This window comes from Kitasatospora sp. NPDC085879, from assembly GCF_040686255.1.
Lineage (GTDB): Bacteria > Actinomycetota > Actinomycetes > Streptomycetales > Streptomycetaceae > Kitasatospora.
The window spans coordinates 40,305-57,000 of record NZ_JBFBJZ010000033.1; the positions used below are offsets into that span (position 1 = coordinate 40,305).

Sequence of the window (16,696 nt, forward strand, 5' to 3'; positions counted from 1 at the left end):
CGTCGCGTGCGGTCAGCCGATGGCGCGGAGGTGGTCGCGCAGGCCGGCGCCGAAGGTGGTCGCGGTGCCGTCGTAGTCGCTGATCAGCGACGGGCCGGAGCTGCAGTCCCAGGTGTTCCAGGTCCAGCCCAGGTAGCCGAGCTTCCGGGCGTCCAGCCAGGCCATCACCTGGTCGATGAAGCCGTGGCTGCAGGTGTTCTCGCCGATCTCACCGGCGACCAGCGGGACCTCGGCGGCCACCGGGGCCAGTGTGGAGTCGAAGCAGGAGACGCTGGAGCAGGTGTTGAAGTTGTACACGTGCCAGGCCGCCACGAGGTTGCCGGTCGGGTCGGTCGGCCGGTACGTCAGCCACTGGCCGAGGTCGTTGGAGTAGGCCAGGCCACCGAGCATGATGACGTTCTCGGCACCGGTCGCCCGGACGGTGTTCACCAGCGTCTGGAAGCCGCTGACCTGGTACGGGATGCCGGGGCAGGCGCTGCCTCCGTCGCGCCAGCAGAGCCAGCCCTGGGTGGTGGAGGACTCCGAGCGGTCCGGGTAGGGCTCGTTGAACAGGTCGAAGACCACCTGGTCGGTGTCGTTGAAGGTGTCCGCTACCGAGCGCCAGAACGGCACCGCGTTGGCACCCGGCATCGGCTTCTGGCAGGTGGCGTTGACGTCGGAGCAGCCCGAGGAGTTGCCGGTGTACTGGCCGCGGCTCCAGTGCATCTCGACGATCGGGGTGAGCCCGGCGTTGCGCAGCGCGTCCACCCAGCCCTTGATCGCGGCACGGTAGTTGGCGCCGGCGTACTCCGGCTTGACGTTGCCGGTGCCGATCCAGCAGTCCTCGTTGAGCGGGACGCGGACGGCGTTGGCGTGCCAGCTCTTGATGGCGGCGATCGCGGCGGCGTCCACCGGGCCGTCGAAGAAGCCGTAGCCCTGGACGCACATGAACTCGGTGCCCGAGCGGTTGACGCCGTGCAGGGTGACGGGCGTGCCGGCCTCGTTCACCAGCGAGGTGCCCGAGACGTGCAGCGACGGGGCGCCGGTGCCGGCGGTGGGGGACGCCGAACTGCTCGGCGAGGCCGAGCTGCTGGGGGAGGCGGAGCTGCTCGGGGATGCCGAGGCGCTCGGGGGCACTGAGGTGCTGGGGGAGGCCGAGGCGCTGGGGGAGCCCGACGGGGTCGGGCCGGTGCCGGTGCAGGCGAGGCCGTTCAGGGCGAACGAGGTGGGGGCCGCGTTGCCGCCGCTGTAGGCGAAGTTGGCGCCCGCGGTCACCGACTGCCCCGCGCCGATGCTGGTCGCCCAGGCCGGGTTGGTGACGGTGACGTTCTTGCCGGACTGCGACCAGGTGCCGTTCCAGCCGGTGCCGGAGAGCGTCTGGTTGCCGGTGTACGTGTACGTCAGCGTCCAGCCGTTGACCGCGGTGGTACCCAGGTTGTTGATCTTCACATTGGCGGTGAAGCCGGAGCCCCAGTCGTTGGTGCTGTAGTCGACCGTGCAGGCGGTGGTGGCGGCCGCGGCGGTGCCGGGGCCGACCATGGCGAGCCCTGCGGCGGCGGTGGCGACCAGTGCCGACCCCAGTGCCAGGGCGGTGGTGCGGAGGGACATGTCCGCTCCTCGATGAGAGTGGGTCATGGGCGCGCTCCCACAGGCCCGGGCTGAAACATAGCCATCGGTACGGGAGTTGCCAAGCCTGTCTGCTGCGCAGTCTCTTGACATGCCTCTAACCCATCCTCATTCTTGGGAGCGCTCCCACAGATCCGCGTACTGAAGCGAGAGCCGTGCATCGCCGCCTCGCCGTCGATCTCCCCCACCTTCAGGAGCCGTGATGTCACCCCCCACCACCTCCCGCACCACCCGTGTGTCCACACTCGGCGTGGCGCTCGCCGTGCTCGCGGCCGGCCTCACCACCATGGTCGCGAACCCCGCCTCCGCCGCCGCCCTGCAGTGCTCCGTCGACTACAGCACCAACGACTGGGGCTCCGGCTTCACGGCGAACGTGAAGATCAGCAACAAGGGTGCCGACACGATCAGCGGGTGGAACCTCACCTACGCCTACACCGGTAACCAGACGCTCTCCGGCACCGGTTGGAACGGCACCTGGTCGCAGTCCGGCAAGAACGTCAGCGTCACCAACCCGGCCTGGGCCAGCACCATCGGCGCGGGGCAGTCGGTGACCGCGGGCGCCAACTTCTCGTACAGCGGCACCAATGCGGCGCCGACCTCGTTCGCGGTCAACGGCACCGGCTGCACCGGCGCCCACGCCGCCCCCGCGGTCGCGCTCACCAGCCCCTCCGCGGGCGCGAGTTACCCGGCCGGCGCGGCCGTCCCGCTGGCCGCGAGCGCCACCGCGGCGGACGGCGCCACCATCAGCAAGGTCGAGTTCTACGACAACACCACGCTGATCGGCACCGCCACCGCCGCGCCGTACACCTTCAGCTGGACGGGCGCCTCCTCCGGCAGCCACTCCGTCTACGCCAAGGCGTACGACAGCCTCGGCGCAACCAGCGAGTCGACCCCGGCCGGCATCACCGTCGCCGCCGGGCCGTCCATCACCGCGGTGCCCACCACCCTGTCGGTGACCCAGGGCAAGACCGGCGGCTTCGCGCTGAAGCTGTCCTCGCAGCCCACCGGCAACGTCACCGTCACCACCACCCGGAGCTCGGGGAACACCGGACTCTCCATCAGCTCCGGTGCCACGCTGACCTTCACCCCGTCGAACTGGTCCACCGCGCAGACCGTCACCCTGGCGGCCGACGCGACGTCCACCGGCTCGGCGAACTTCACCTCCACCGCCACCGGTTACACCGCCTCGGTGGTCACGGTGACCGAACTGGCCGCCGGCACGGGCGTCTACGACGACCGCTTCCTGCAGCTGTACGACAAGATCAAGGCACCGGCGAACGGCTACTTCTCGCCCGAGGGCATCCCCTACCACTCGGTGGAGACCCTGCTGGTCGAGGCGCCGGACCAGGGCCACGAGACCACCTCGGAGGCCTACAGCTACCTGCTGTGGCTGGAGGCGCAGTACGGCCGGGTGACCAAGGACTGGTCGAAGTTCAACGCGGCGTGGACGCTCATGGAGACGTACATGATCCCCACCCACGCCGACCAGCCCACCAACAGCTTCTACAACGCGAACAAGCCGGCCACCTACGCCCCCGAGCACCCGCTGCCCAGCGACTATCCGTCCCAGATGGACAGTTCGGTCACCCCGGGCAACGACCCGATCGCCGCGGAGCTGAAGTCCGCCTACGGCACCGACGACATCTACGGCATGCACTGGCTGCAGGACGTGGACAACGTGTACGGCTATGGCAACGCGCCCGGAAAGTGCGAGGCCGGCCCGACCGACACCGGACCGTCCTACATCAACACCTACCAGCGCGGCCCGCAGGAGTCGGTCTGGGAGACGATCCCGCAGCCCACCTGCGACAAGTTCGCCTACGGCGGCAAGAACGGCTACCTGGACCTGTTCGTCAAGGACGCGTCCTACGCCAAGCAGTGGAAGTTCACCGACGCCCCGGACGCCGACGCCCGCGCCATCCAGGCCGCCTACTGGGCGGACACCTGGGCCAAGGCCCAGGGCAACGGCGCGCAGGTCGCGCCCGCCGTGGCCAAGGCCGGCAAGATGGGCGACTACCTGCGCTACTCGTTCTTCGACAAGTACTTCAAGAAGATCGGGAACTGCGTCGGCCCGACCGTCTGCGCGGCCGGCTCCGGCAAGACCAGCGAGCACTACCTGCTGTCCTGGTACTACGCCTGGGGCGGCGCGACCGACAGCAGCGCCGGCTGGGCCTGGCGCATCGGCGACAGCGCCGCGCACGGCGGCTACCAGAACCCGATGGCCGCCTACGCCCTCGTCAACAACACCGCCATGGCGCCCAAGTCGGCCACCGGCAAGACCGACTGGACCACCAGCCTGGGCCGCCAGGTCGAGTTCCTGCAGTGGCTGCAGTCCAGCGAGGGCGCCATCGCGGGCGGTGCCACCAACAGCTGGGACGGCGCCTACGGCACTCCGCCCGCCGGCACCCCCACCTTCTACGGGATGTACTACGACGAGGCGCCGGTCTACCACGACCCGCCGTCCAACCAGTGGTTCGGCTTCCAGGCCTGGGGCGTCGAGCGGCTCGCGGAGTACTACTACGCGAGCGGCGACAGCAAGGCCAAGGCCGTCCTGGACAAGTGGGTCACCTGGGCGCTGGCGAACACCACGTTCGGCAGCGACGGAACCTTCAAGATCCCGTCCACGCTGGCCTGGAGCGGCAAGCCCGACACCTGGAACGCGAGTGCGCCCGGCGGCAACACCGGCCTGCACGTGACCGTGGTCGACCAGACGAGCGACGTCGGTGTGGCGGGCTCCTACGCCAAACTGCTGTCCTACTACGCGGCGAAGTCCGGCAACGCCGCGGCGAAGACCGCCGCGCAGAAGCTGCTGGACGGCATGTGGGCCAACAACCAGGACGCGCTGGGCATCTCCGTCCCGGAGACCCGCACCGACTACAGCCGCTTCAAGGACTCGGTCTCGGTCCCGTCCGGCTGGACGGGCACCATGCCCAACGGTGACGCGATCAACTCCGCGTCCACCTTCCTGTCGATCCGCTCCTTCTACAAGAACGACCCGGCCTTCGCCAAGGTCCAGGCCTACCTGGACGGCGGCGCCGCGCCGACCTTCACGTACCACCGCTTCTGGGCCCAGGCGGACATCGCGACCGCCCTCGCGACCTACGGAGAGCTCTTCAACTCCTGACGCACCCGCCGGGCTTCGGCCCGGCGCGGACCGACGGAGCGAACAGGACAGGTGCCCGGCCCGACTGACAGCGGGCCGGGCACCGCTGTTGTGCACATTTCGTGCCCGTGCTCTTGCGGATCACCACGCACGTTCAATAGCGTCCGGTCCACCTCACGTGTCACCGCCACCAGCGGGGCACACTTCGAGACTCCGGAGGGTCAACCCCTATGAGTGTTCCTCGGATACGCCGGACCAGGACGGCGGCGCTGGGCCTCGCCCTCGCCACCGCGGGCGCGATCGCGCTGCCCACGGGGACCGCCGCCGCGGCCGGTGCCGCGGACGCGCCAGGCCCGCTCCTCAGCTACGTGGTCAACACCAAGGCCAACCACGGCCAGGTCAAGAAGGCGGAAAAGGAGATCGCCGCCCTCGGCGGCACCGTGGTCGTCTCCTACGACGAGATCGGCGTCGTCGTCGCCCGCTCCACCGACAAGGACTTCGCCACCAAGCTCCGCGCGTCGAAGACCGTCGAGTCGGTCGGCGCCAGCCGCACCGCGGGCATCGTCCAGAGCAACGACGTGGAGGTCGCCGAGCCGGCAGCCGTCCCCGCCGCCGCGCCCGCCGACGGCTCCGAGCCGCTCTGGGCCAACCAGTGGGACATGCGAAAGATCGGGGTCGACAAGGCCCACGAGAAGACGCTCGGCAGCCGCCGGGTGGTCGTCGGCGTCCTGGACTCCGGCATCGACGCCACGCACGAGGACCTCGCGGCCAACGTCGACGCCTCGCTCTCCGCCTCCTGCATCAACGGCGGCAAGGCGGACACCACCTGGCAGTCCTGGCAGCCCACCACCAGCGACCACGGCACCCACGTGGCCGGCACCATCGCCGCCGCCAAGAACGGCAAGGGCATCGAGGGCATCGCACCGAACGTGCGGCTCGCCGCGGTCAAGGTGGTCGACGACGGCGGCTTCATCTACCCCGAGTACGCCATCTGCGGCTTCGTGTGGGCGGGCGAGCACCACTTCCAGGTGACCAACAACAGCTACTACATCGACCCGTGGCTGTTCAACTGCAAGACCGACCCCGACCAGGCCGCGATCGTCACCGCGGTCAAGCGCGCGGTCGCCTTCTCGCAGCGCAACGGCGTGCTCAGCGTCGCCGCCGCCGGCAACGAGAACATCGACCTCGCCCACAAGACCACCGACACCACCAGCCCCGACGACACCACCCCCGCCCCGCGGCCGGTCGACGGCAACTGCCTCTCGCTGCCGACCGAACTGCCCGGCATCGTGGTGACCACCTCGGTCGGCGACAAGGGCGACAAGTCCTTCTACTCCAGCTACGGCCTCGGCAAGGCCACCGTCGCGGCCCCCGGCGGCGACTCCCGGTACCAGCTGCCGGACACCCCCGACAAGAACGGCCGGGTGCTGTCCACCGTCCGCGGCAACAAGTACGCCTACATGCAGGGCACCTCGATGGCCGCCCCGCACACCACGGGCGTCGCCGCGCTGCTCGCCAGCACCCACCCGTGGGCTGGCCCGGACGAGCTCCGCGCCATGCTGCAGCACCAGGCCGACGACCACACCTGCCCGGCGACCTTCGACCCCAGCGGCGACGGCGCCTGGAAGGCGGTCTGCGAGAGCTCCGGCCACACCAACGGCTTCTACGGCGCGGGCATCGTGAACGCCGCCAAGGCCGCCGACTGGTGGCGCCTGTGACGTCCGTGACGCACAGGGCGTCGACCTGCTGAACGACGGACGAACTCCCCTGCCCCGCCCGAGTATCCGTACTCAGGCGGGGCAGGGCCGTTCCGGCGACCCTCGATGTCGGGGGCCGACGGAGCGGGGACGGTGGTCGGGGTGGACGGACGGCGCAGGGCCGGCGCGGTGCTGGTGCTCGCGGGCAGCCTGGTGGTCGCGGTGCCGGGACTGCTGCTGCTGGCGATCGGCGTCTGCTTCGGCATGGGTGGCTCGGTCGCGGCCGGAGCGGGGGAGTGGCTGTGGGCCGGCCTCCTGGTGCTCGGCGGCCCGCTGGCGGGGCTGGCCGCCGCGGGGCTGCTGCTCGCGACACCGCGGGTACGCCGGCTGGACCCCCTGGAGCGGGCCGCACTGGTGGCGTTCTGCCTCTTCTGCGGCACCCTCGCCGAGGGCCTGCTGCTCGCGGCCGGCGCCGAACCCGTGCCGCCGCTGTACTAGGGGACACCACTCAGTTCCGCCCCCAGCCTTCGGCCGGGAGGTGCCCCCGGCGCCCCCAGTGGTTCACCCGTCAGCCGATGTGGCGGGTCCAGTCCGATTCGACCTTGGCCAGGCCGTGGCGGTTCGGCACCTGCTTGAGCCAGGCCGGGCGGGCTGCCAGGGTGGCCGCGGCGCGGCGTTCCTCGGCCGCCCGCAGTTCGTCGGCCGTCGCGAACTCGGTCGGCAGCCAGACGGCGGAGCCCGCCGCACGCTCGGCCAGGTGTGCGACGTAGGCGTCCCGCAGGGCCTGCGGCGATTCGAAGCCGGGCTCGTCGACCAGCCAGGCGTCCGGCACCAGGCCGACCACCTCGCGCAACAGGTCCTCGGTGACCAGCGGGGCGAACTCGGCGTCGGCGTCGGCCACCGCGGGCCGGTAGGCGCCCAGTGCGTGCGCACTCATCGGGTAGGGCTTGAGCACCGAGGCGGCCGCGCCGGACCAGCGGTGATGGAAGATCAGCCCGGCGCCGTTGTCGATCAGCCAGAGCCGCCGGTGCCAGACCATCAGGTTGGGGTTGTGCACGGTGCGGTCGACGTTGCCGGTCAGCGCGTCCAGCCAGACGATCCGGCCGGCCTCCAGCGGGTCCACGGGCGTCGCGCCGGGGGTGAAGTCGCGGGCGCCGGGCAGCAGGTCCATGCCGAGGTTCAGCCCGGCGCTGGCACGGAGGATGTCCTGGATCTCGGAGTCCGGCTCGTGCGCGGCCACCGCCGGGTCGAAGTCGACCAGTACCAGCGGTGGGACCCGCAGCCCCAGCCGGCGGGCCAGCTCGCCCACGATCACCTCGGCCACCAGGGCCTTCGGGCCCTGCGCCGCGCCGGTGAACTTCACCACGTAGGTGCCCAGGTCGTCGGTCTCCACCACACCGGGCACCGAGCCGCCGGCGCGCAGCGGATCGAGGTAGCGGAGGGCGGTCACCTGATCGAGCACACCGGCAAGCCTAACCCGGACCCGGGGTGAGTCGCGGGTCCGGCGGGACGGGTGTGGTTGGCTTGGGCGCGATCGGCCGCCATCCCGAGCGGCGGCGGCGAAGTCCAGTGAAGGAGAGCCCCCATGGGCAAGGTCCAGGCCACCACCGAGCGGGTCTACCAGGCGTCCCCGCAGCGGGTGTACGAGGCGCTCGCCGACTACGCCACCGTCCGGCCCCGCCTGCTGCCCGAGCAGTACAGCGAGTACGAGGTCCGTGCGGGCGGCACCGGCGCCGGCACCCAGGTGCACTGGCGGCTGCAGGCCACCGAGAAGCGGGTCCGGGACTGCCTGTTCACCGTCACCGAGCCGCGGCCGCAGACCCTGGTGGAGACGGACGCCAACTCCAGCATGGTGATCACCTGGACGGTCACCCCGGCCGGCGAGGGCGCCAAGGTCGTGGTCGACGCCTCCTGGCAGGGCGCCGGCGGTATCGGCGGCTTCTTCGAGCGGACCTTCGCCCCGAAGGGCCTCAACCGGATCCACGGCGGGCTGCTCGACCGGCTCTCCACCGAGGTCGAGTAACCGTACGACAATCCGTACACCCGTTCGGGCCGCCCGCGCCGTACGGGTGGTGCCCCGTCCCCGGGACGAGTGACGTCCGGGGCGTCGGCCTCTGCCCCAACCTAGGCTCGCGGCCGTGTATCTGACGATCCTTCATGCCGCGCAGCCGGTCGACGGCGGAGTGGCCCGGGTGGTGGTGGACCTCGTCCGCGGCCAGCGCGCGGCGGGCCACCGGGTGCTGCTGGCCTGTCCGCCCGGTGGCCGGCTCGGCGCGGAGGCCGCCGCGGCCGGCGCGGAGCTGCTGGACTGGCCGGCCGGGCGCGCGCCCGGACCGGCCACTGCGGGGGAGGTGCGGCGGCTGCGCCGGATCGTGCGCTCCGCCGAGCCGGACGTGCTGCACCTGCACAGCGCCAAGGCCGGGCTGGCCGGGCGGCTCGCGGTGCGCGGCGCCGTCCCCACCGTCTTCCAGCCGCACGCCTGGTCGTTCGCCGCCGTCGACGGGGCGATGGCCCGGGCCACCCGGCGCTGGGAGCGGCACGCCGCCCGGTGGGCCGACGCGCTGCTCTGCGTGAGCGAGCAGGAGCGGGCCGACGGCGCCGCCGCCGGGATCGCGGCCGCCTGGCAGGTGGTCCCGAACGGGGTGGACGTGGAGCACCACGCGGCCGCGGACGCCGCCGCCCGCCGGGCTGCCCGTGCCGCGCTCGGCCTGGCCGCCGCCGGCCTGGACCCGGACGCGCCGCTGGCGGTCTGCCTCGGCCGGCTGTGCCGCCAGAAGGGCCAGGACGTGCTGCTGGACGCCTGGCCGCGGGTGGCCGATGCGGTGCCCGGCGCCGGTCTGGCCCTGGTCGGCGGCGGCCCGGACGAGGCCGTGCTGGCCGAGCGGGTGCGCGCGCTGCCCGGACCGTGCCGGGTGCTGCTGGCCGGCGGCGTGTCCGATCCGCGGCCCTGGCTGGCCGCCGCGGACGTGGTGGTGCTGCCCTCCCGCTGGGAGGGCATGGCGCTGGCCCCGCTGGAGGCGATGGCCGCCGCCCGTCCGGTGCTGCTCACCGATGTGCCCGGCGCCCGCGAGAGTCTTCCGCCGGAGGATGCCGCCGCGTCCCCGGTGCCGCCGGAGGACGCCGTCGCGTTGGCCGAACGCCTGGCCGGGCAACTCGCCGATCCGGACCTCTGTGCGTATCGCGGCGCGCTCGCCCGGGCCCATGTCGTCCGCCGGCACGACGTGCGCCGAACGGTCGAGCAGGTCGAGGCGGTGTACCGCGGAGTGCTGCCCGTGCGTCCGCTCGGGCGGCCCGGTTTCCGTGTCCCCCAGGGATTCTGATCGTTTATCCGACTGTGGGAGCCCTCGCGGGCGCTGCCGGGTCCGCAGCCGCCGCCGGGTCGGGGGCGCCGCGTACGAGCCGTCCGACAGTCCGACGAATGAGCAGGTGGAATGACACGGCACGTCAACTCGCCGCAGTGACAACGGCGATCGCTGTTGTCTGATTTTGCCTGATTCGCACCTGTTCGGAGGGTCCACTTCGCCGCGCCCAGCGCCGGGCCGGTACGGGCCGGTCGGCCGCCCCCGCGACCGCGGGTACACCACAGGGGAGTTCGCGCACCGATGACCATTGACCACGAGAGCGTGCCGCGACCGGGCGGGCCGTTGTCGGCCCGGCAGCGGCTCGGCACCGAGCTACTCGACCGGCCCGCCGCCGGTACCCGGGTGCGCCCGGTACCGCAGGCCGGCCGCCACCGCCGGCCGATCCGCTCTCGGGTCGCCCTCCCGGCCGGACTGCTCGGCTGCGACGTCCTCGCACTCGCCGCCGCCGCGGCACTCACCGCCCCCGGCCCCCCGCGGCTGACCGCCGCCCTGCTCGCCCTGCTCCTCCCGCTCAACCTCGCCGGCGGCCTCTACCGCAGCCGGCTCACCGTGTCCGCCCTCGACGACCTCCCCGCCCTCGCCGGCCGCGCCGCCGTCTCCACCGCCTTCGCCGTCACCCTCGCCGCCTGCCTCGGCCCCGGCCGCTCCGTCCTCGGCCCCGCCCCGCTGCTCCGGCTGACCGCCCTGCTCGCCGCGTTCACCCTGCTCGCCTGCCTCGGCCGGGCCGCCGCCTACGCCCTGCTGCGCCGCGCCCGCCGCCGGCGCCCCAGCCCCACCCTGGTGCTCGGCGCGGGCCAGCTCGGCCAGCGGATCGCCGCCGCCCTCCTCGAACACCGCGAGTACGGGCTGCGCCCGGTCGGCTACCTCGACTCGCAGCCCGTCCTGCTCGCCCCGGACGCCCCGCTGCGCCTGCTCGGCGGCCACGGCGCCCTGGAGAGCCAGATCCGCCGCAAGCGGATCCACCACGTGATCGCCACCGAGGGCGCCGCCGACGACGCCGCCACCGCCGCCGCCCTGCGCACCGCAGCCCGGCTCGGCTGCCGGGTCTGGGTGGTGCCCCAGCTGCGCGAGTACGCCGCACTCGGCCGGCGCGGCACCGACCAGCTCTGGGGCTTCCCCTGCCTGCCACTGGAACGGCCCGCCGTGCGCCGCCCCGGCTGGGCCGTCAAGCGCGCCCTGGACATCGCCGCCGCCGGCCTCGGCCTGCTGCTGCTCTCCCCGGTACTCGCCGCCTGCGCCCTCGCCGTCCGCTTCGACACCGGCCCCGGCGTGCTCTTCCGCCAGCAGCGCACCGGCCTCGACGGGCAGGTCTTCACCGTGCTCAAGTTCCGCACCCTGCGCCCCAGCAACGAGCACGAGTCGGCCACCCGCTGGAACATCTCCCAGGACCACCGGATGGGCGCCGTCGGCCGGCTGCTGCGCCGCACCTCGCTGGACGAACTCCCGCAGCTGTGGAACGTGGTGCGCGGCGACATGAGCCTGGTCGGCCCCCGCCCCGAGCGCCCCTACTTCGTCATGCGCTTCGGCCAGGCCTACCCCGAGTACCAGGACCGGCACCGCGTCCCGGCCGGGCTCACCGGCCTCGCCCAGGTCAACGGCCTGCGCGGCGACACCTCCATCGAGGACCGGGCCCGCTTCGACAACCGCTACATCGAGAGCTGGAGCCTCTGGCAGGACGCCAAGATCCTGCTCCGCACAGCCGCCCTCATGCTCAACCCGGACGGGAGCTGAGCGATGGCCCTCGGTTACTCGCCCGCTCGCCTCCGGGCCCTCCTGACGTGGCGCCGACGGTCGTTGCTCCCTCGCGCTGTTTCGTCGCCCGCTCGCCTCCGGGCCCTCCTGACTCGGCGCCGACGGTCGTTGCTCCCTCGCTCCTTCGTCGCTCCCGCGCGCCTCTCTTTCGGCACCGGCGGGCCCTTCGGCTCGGGGCGGGTGTCGCCGGCACGCCAGGTGTGGCCCGCCGGTGACGCACGGCGGCCGCTGCTCCGCCGGCTGCCCGCCCGGCCGCGGCCCGCCGCCGCGGCCGCCGCCGCCACCGTGCTGCTGGTCTGCGTCCCCACCGGCGAGAAGGACGTCACCGCCGCCGTCCACATCACCCCGGCCGACCTCGCCTCGCTGCTGCTGGTCGCGCTGACCGCCGCCGACCTGCTGCGCGGCCGTGCCCGGCTGGACCGCACCGTCTGCCTGCTGTTCGGCGCGGTGGTCTGCGCGGCCGCCGCCGCCACCCTCGCCTCCGTCGACCCGCAGGCGAGCACCACCGGCTTCGTCCGGCTGGTGCAGATCTTCGTCCTGGTGCCGGCCGCGGTCGCCTGCGCGCTGCGCACCCGGGCCGACCGGCGGCTGGTGCTGGGCGCCTTCGTCGCGGCCGCGCTGGTCGAGGGCGCGGTCGGCGCCCAGCAGTACCTGACCCGCACCGGCGCCTCGTACGCCGGCCAACCCGTGCGCGCCGTCGGCACGTTCGGCGCCCTGGACATCATGGCGATGTCCACCGTGGTCAGCTTCGGCCTGCTGGCCGCGCTCGCCCTGGCGCTGGGCGAGCGCGGCCCCGGCGGCCGGCCGGCCCTGCGTCGGGCCCTGTACGCCGCGGCCGCGCTGCTCACCTTCCCGCTTGCGGTCTCCTTCAGCCGGGGCAGCTGGATCGCCTGCGCCGCGACCGTCGCCGTGCTGATGCTCCGGGCCGACGCCCGGCTCGCGCTGCGCTGCGCGGTGCTCGGCGCGGCCGCCGCGGTGGTGCTGGTCGGCGGCCTCGGCCTCGGGGCCTCCGGAGTGGCCGAACGGCTGGGCAGCATCGGCTCGGTGCAGGCCGCCCCCGACCAGTCCGTCAGCGACCGCTACGACCTGTGGGCCACCGCCGAACGGATCTGGCAGGACCACCCGGTGACCGGCGCCGGCCCGAAGGTCTTCCAGCAACTCCGCGACGGCCACGCCCCGTTGCGGCTCTCCTCGGGCAGCGACGCGGCCGACTCCACCATCGGCTTCCAGCGCGAACCGCTGCTCTCGCCGCACAACATGTACTTCCTGGTGCTCAGCGAGCAGGGCCTGCTGGGCATCACCGCCTACGCCGCGCTCTTCCTCGCCCTGCTCACCGGATGCCTGCGCCGGGCCCGCGGTGGCGCCCTCGCCGCCCTCGCCCTGCTGGTCTGGATCCTGGTCGACTTCCTCTACGCCGACATCGGCGGCACCACCACCGTGCTGACCTCGGTGGTGCTCGGCCTCGCCGCCCGGGCCGCACACCCGGGCCCGGCGGCCGCGGAGGCGGCATGAACGGCGACCGCCCGACCACGGCCGCCCGGCCGGCGCACCCCGCCGTCCCCGGGCCGCGGCACGCCGCCCGGCGCCGCCGCGGCGGCTTCGTCGCCCGTGCCTTCGGGGTCACCGCCGTGCTGAGCGCCGCCGGCTCCGGCCTGGGCCTGTTCCGCGACCTGCTGCTCGCCCGGTACTTCGGCGCCAACCAGGGCACCGACGCCTTCCTCGTCGCCTGGACGGTGCCGGAGACCGCCGCGCCGCTGCTCATCGAGGACGCGATGGCCTTCCTGATGGTCCCGGCGTTCAGCCTGGCCCTGGTGCTGCGCGAGGAGCGGCCCCACGGGCCGGACCCGGTACGGCAGTTGGTGCGCGCCACGCTGCCCTGGCTGCTGCTCGCGCTCTGCACCCTCACCCTCGCCGCCGCCGTCGGCGCCGGCCCGCTGGTCGGCCTGCTCGCCCCCGGCCTCGCCGACCCGGCGCTCGCCGTCACCTGTACGAGGATCACCGCGCTCACCGTGCTGCCGTTCGGCGTGGTCGGCTACCTCTGCTCGATGCTCCGCGCCCACCACCGGTTCACCGCCCCGGCGGGTATCTACGTGGCCTACAACCTGGGCATCCTCGCCGTGCTGCTCGGCGGGCACGCGCTGCTCGGGGTGCGGTCCGCCGCGCTCGGCGTCGCCCTCGGCAGCCTGCTGATGGCCGGACTGCTGCTGGTCGCCGTCCGCCGGCTGCGCTCCGCCCGCCGCCGCCGCCGCCGGCCGGAGCGGGCGCGGACGGCGGACGCCGGGCTGGTCCTGATCCCGCTGGCGATACTGCCGGTGGCCGTGTTCACCCTCACCCGGCAGGCCCAGGTGTTCGTCGAGCGCTACCTCGGCTCCGGCCTGCCGCCGGGCACCATCTCGCACCTCAACTACGCGGCCAAGGTCTCCCAACTCGCCATGACGGCGGGCATCCTGATCGTCACGGTGACCTTCCCGCTGGTCGCCAGGGCGCTCGCCGCCGGGGATCTGGCCGCCGCCCGGGACCGCGTCGAGAAGGACCTCGGCCAGGCCGCCGCGGTCGTGCTGCTGGGTACCGCCTTCCTGATGGCCTGCGCCCCGTCCGTGGTCGCGCTGCTCTTCCAGCGCGGCGCGTTCGGCCCGCACGACACCGCCGCCACCGCCGAGGTGATCCGGGTCTACAGCTTCGGCCTGCCGGCCCAGGCGCTGATCGGCGTGATGGTCCGGCCGTTCTTCTCGCTGCGGCCCGTCGTCCGCCGGGCCGCCGACCCGCGGCCGGCCGGTTCCCGGCTGCGGCCGCTGGACTGGTACCCGGTCGCCGCGATGGCCGTCGGCCTGCTGGTCACCGCCGGGGTCGGGCTGGCCGCCACCCCGCGGTACGGCGCGCTCGGGCTCGCCGCGGGCAACGCGGCGGGGATCATCGCAGCCGCCGTGCTGCTGCTGCGCGGCCTGCTGCTGCGGGGCATCGCGCTGCGGCTGCGGCGCGTCCTCGGCGGCCAGGCCCGGCTGCTGGCCGCCGCGGTGGGCGCTGCCGCGGCGGGCGCGGTGGCGGCCTCCGGACCGTCCGGGCCGCTGCCGGCCACCCTGCTCGGCGGACTCACCGTCGCACTCGTCTTCGCCGGGCTCGGCACGGTCCTCGGCGCTCCCGAGGTCCGTGACCCGGTGCGCGCCCTTCTCCGGGCCGCGGGCCCGGTCACCCAGGCTGCTGAGAGGAAGCCCCATGGACGCTGAACCGGCCCGCCACCCCACCCTGCCCGGCCAGGCCCACCCGGCCAGAACGGCGCCGTGGATCCTGATGTACCACTCGATCACCCACGAGGAGCAGGACCCGTACCTGCTCACCGTCAGCCCCGAGCGCTTCGCCGCGCAGATGGCCTGGCTGGCCCGCAGCGGCCGGCGCGGGGTCAGCGTCCGCGAACTGCTCCGCGCCCGCGCCGCCGGCACCGCCGCCCGGTTGGTCGGCCTCACCTTCGACGACGGCTACGCCGACTTCGCCCGCCACGCCGCCCCGGTGCTCCGCCGGTACGGCTTCACGGCGAGCGCGTACGTGGTGCCCGACCTGCTCGGCGGCCACAACGGCTGGGACCCGGACGGCCCGCGCAAGCCGCTGCTCACCGTCGACGAGGTGGTCGAACTCGCCGCCGCCGGCTGGGAGATCGGCTCGCACGGGCTCTCCCACAAGGCGCTGCCCGGGCTGGGCGCGGACGAGCTCGCCGACCAGGCCCGGGGCAGCCGCCGCGCCCTGGAGCAGCTGGTCGGCGGCCCGGTCACCGGCTTCTGCTACCCGTACGGGGCGGTCGACCGGCCCGCCGCGGAGGCCGTCCGCGACGCCGGCTACCAGTACGCCTGCGCCATCGAGCACGGCGAGCTCACCGGCCGGTTCGCGCTGCCCCGCTGCTACGTCGGCGACCGCGACGGGGCGGTGCGGCTGCTCGCCAAGCAGGGCCGGCACCACTGGCGGGACGCCGTGACCGGCCTGCGCGGCGGCAGCCCCGTGCCCGCCGCCCGGCAGGAGGCCGTCCGATGAAGGTCCTGCACGTGGTCACCGGCCTCGCCGCGGGCGGCGCCGAACGCCAACTCCACCTGCTGCTGCGCCACTTGCCGGACCGCCACCACTGCGAGGTGGCTGTCCTCACCAATCCGGGCACGGTCGCCGAGGCGCTGCGCGCGGACGGCTTCGCGGTGCACGAGCTGGACATGCGCGGCAACCGCGACCTCGCGGTGCTGCCCAGGCTGACCAGGCTGATCCGCACCCGCCGCTACCACGCGGTGCACACCCACCTCTACCGGGCCGGGCTGTACGGCCGGCTGGCCGCCCGGCTGGCCGGCGTGCGCACCGTGCTGGCGACCGAGCACTCGCTGCACCCCGGGATGATCGAGGGCCGGCCCGCCGGCCGCGGCGTCCGGGCGCTCTACCTGGCCGCCGAACGCCTCGGCCGCACCACCGTCGCGGTCTCCGGGCAGGTCGCCGACACCCTGCGCGACTGGGGGGTGCCCGAGCACCGCGTCCACCTGCTGCCCAACGGCATCGACGCCGCCGGGTACGCCGTGCCGGCCGCCCGCCGGACCGCGGTCCGTGCCGAACTCGGCCTGCCGGCCGGGGCGTTCACGGTCGGCGCGGTGGGGCGGCTGGTGCCCGGCAAGCGGTTCGCGGTGCTGGTCGAGGCGCTGGCCGCACTCGCGGCCCGGCCGGGCGGCCCGGAGACCCGGCTGCTGCTGGTGGGGGAGGGGCCGGAGCGCGCCGCCCTGGCGGCGCAGGCCGCGCGGGCCGGGGTGACCGCGGTGTTCACCGGCGAGCGCGACGACGTCCCCGAACTGCTCGCCGCCATGGACGTGTTGGCGGCGCCCTCGACCGAGGAGACCTTCGGGCTGACGGTGCTGGAGGGCCTCGCGGCGGGCCTGCCGGTGCTCCGCACCGCCTGCCCGGCGCTGGACGCGCTGGGCCCGGACGCCGCCCCCGGGGCCCGCCGGCTGCCGTCCACCGCCGAGGCGTACACCGAGGCGCTGGACGCCCTGCGTACCGCGCCGCCGCGCCGGCTCCCGCCGCCGCCCGCCGTCCACCACTACGACATCGCGCGGATCGCCGCCGAACTCGCCGACCTCTACGACCGGCTCGGCCCCGCCCGCACCGCGGCGCCCCGGCCGGCCGCCCTGTGGGCCTGAACGTGCGAAACCACCGACCGA

12 protein-coding genes are annotated in these 16,696 nt (G+C 74.1%); 10 read left to right on the forward strand and 2 right to left on the reverse strand.

Features of this window, described 5'->3' with window-relative positions; genetic code table 11:
- Positions 1-12: 12 nt before the first annotated feature.
- The gene (locus tag AB0P35_RS24255; RefSeq protein WP_363514202.1) at positions 13-1,518 is read right to left on the reverse strand and encodes a cellulase family glycosylhydrolase; all 1,506 of its coding nucleotides are present in this window, start codon (positions 1,516-1,518) and stop codon (positions 13-15) included.
- 289 nt (positions 1,519-1,807) lie between these two features.
- Between AB0P35_RS24255 and AB0P35_RS24260 the strand changes: the two genes are divergently transcribed.
- From AB0P35_RS24260 to AB0P35_RS24270, 3 genes are all read left to right on the forward strand, one after another.
- Positions 1,808-4,729 (forward strand): glycoside hydrolase family 48 protein, encoded by a 2,922-nt coding sequence (locus tag AB0P35_RS24260; RefSeq protein WP_363514073.1) that lies wholly within the window; start codon positions 1,808-1,810, stop codon positions 4,727-4,729.
- A gap of 209 nt (positions 4,730-4,938) precedes the next feature.
- Positions 4,939-6,426 carry a S8 family serine peptidase gene (locus tag AB0P35_RS24265; protein WP_095872680.1) on the forward strand — a complete coding sequence of 496 codons (1,488 nt, stop codon included), beginning with the start codon at positions 4,939-4,941 and terminating at the stop codon, positions 6,424-6,426.
- Positions 6,427-6,558: 132 nt separating this feature from the next.
- Positions 6,559-6,903 carry a hypothetical protein gene (locus AB0P35_RS24270; RefSeq protein WP_363514076.1) on the forward strand — a complete coding sequence of 115 codons (345 nt, stop codon included), beginning with the start codon at positions 6,559-6,561 and terminating at the stop codon, positions 6,901-6,903.
- Positions 6,904-6,973: 70 nt separating this feature from the next.
- Here the strand turns inward: AB0P35_RS24270 and AB0P35_RS24275 are convergent, their stop codons facing one another.
- On the reverse strand, positions 6,974-7,867 hold the full coding sequence (locus AB0P35_RS24275) for a HipA family kinase (RefSeq protein WP_363514079.1): 894 nt from the start codon (positions 7,865-7,867) through the stop codon (positions 6,974-6,976).
- A gap of 123 nt (positions 7,868-7,990) precedes the next feature.
- Here AB0P35_RS24275 and AB0P35_RS24280 point away from each other — a divergent pair, with 123 nt between their 5' ends.
- From AB0P35_RS24280 to AB0P35_RS24310, 7 genes are all read left to right on the forward strand, one after another.
- On the forward strand, positions 7,991-8,428 hold the full coding sequence (locus AB0P35_RS24280) for an SRPBCC family protein (RefSeq protein ID WP_363514082.1): 438 nt from the start codon (positions 7,991-7,993) through the stop codon (positions 8,426-8,428).
- Positions 8,429-8,543: 115 nt separating this feature from the next.
- The gene (locus AB0P35_RS24285; protein WP_363514085.1) at positions 8,544-9,725 is read left to right on the forward strand and encodes a glycosyltransferase; all 1,182 of its coding nucleotides are present in this window, start codon (positions 8,544-8,546) and stop codon (positions 9,723-9,725) included.
- 282 nt (positions 9,726-10,007) lie between these two features.
- Entirely contained in the window at positions 10,008-11,498 is a 1,491-nt protein-coding gene (locus AB0P35_RS24290) for a sugar transferase (RefSeq protein ID WP_363514088.1), read from the forward strand.
- 201 nt (positions 11,499-11,699) lie between these two features.
- Entirely contained in the window at positions 11,700-13,031 is a 1,332-nt protein-coding gene (locus AB0P35_RS24295; protein ID WP_363514091.1) for an O-antigen ligase family protein, read from the forward strand.
- Positions 13,028-14,743 (forward strand): lipid II flippase MurJ, encoded by a 1,716-nt coding sequence (locus AB0P35_RS24300; RefSeq protein ID WP_363514094.1) that lies wholly within the window; start codon positions 13,028-13,030, stop codon positions 14,741-14,743. Before AB0P35_RS24295 ends, AB0P35_RS24300 begins: the two co-directional genes overlap by 4 nt.
- Entirely contained in the window at positions 14,733-15,539 is an 807-nt protein-coding gene (locus tag AB0P35_RS24305; RefSeq protein WP_363514097.1) for a polysaccharide deacetylase family protein, read from the forward strand. Before AB0P35_RS24300 ends, AB0P35_RS24305 begins: the two co-directional genes overlap by 11 nt.
- Positions 15,536-16,675, forward strand: coding sequence for a glycosyltransferase (locus tag AB0P35_RS24310; RefSeq protein WP_363514100.1), 1,140 nt, complete (start codon positions 15,536-15,538; stop codon positions 16,673-16,675). Before AB0P35_RS24305 ends, AB0P35_RS24310 begins: the two co-directional genes overlap by 4 nt.
- Positions 16,676-16,696 lie beyond the last annotated feature (21 nt).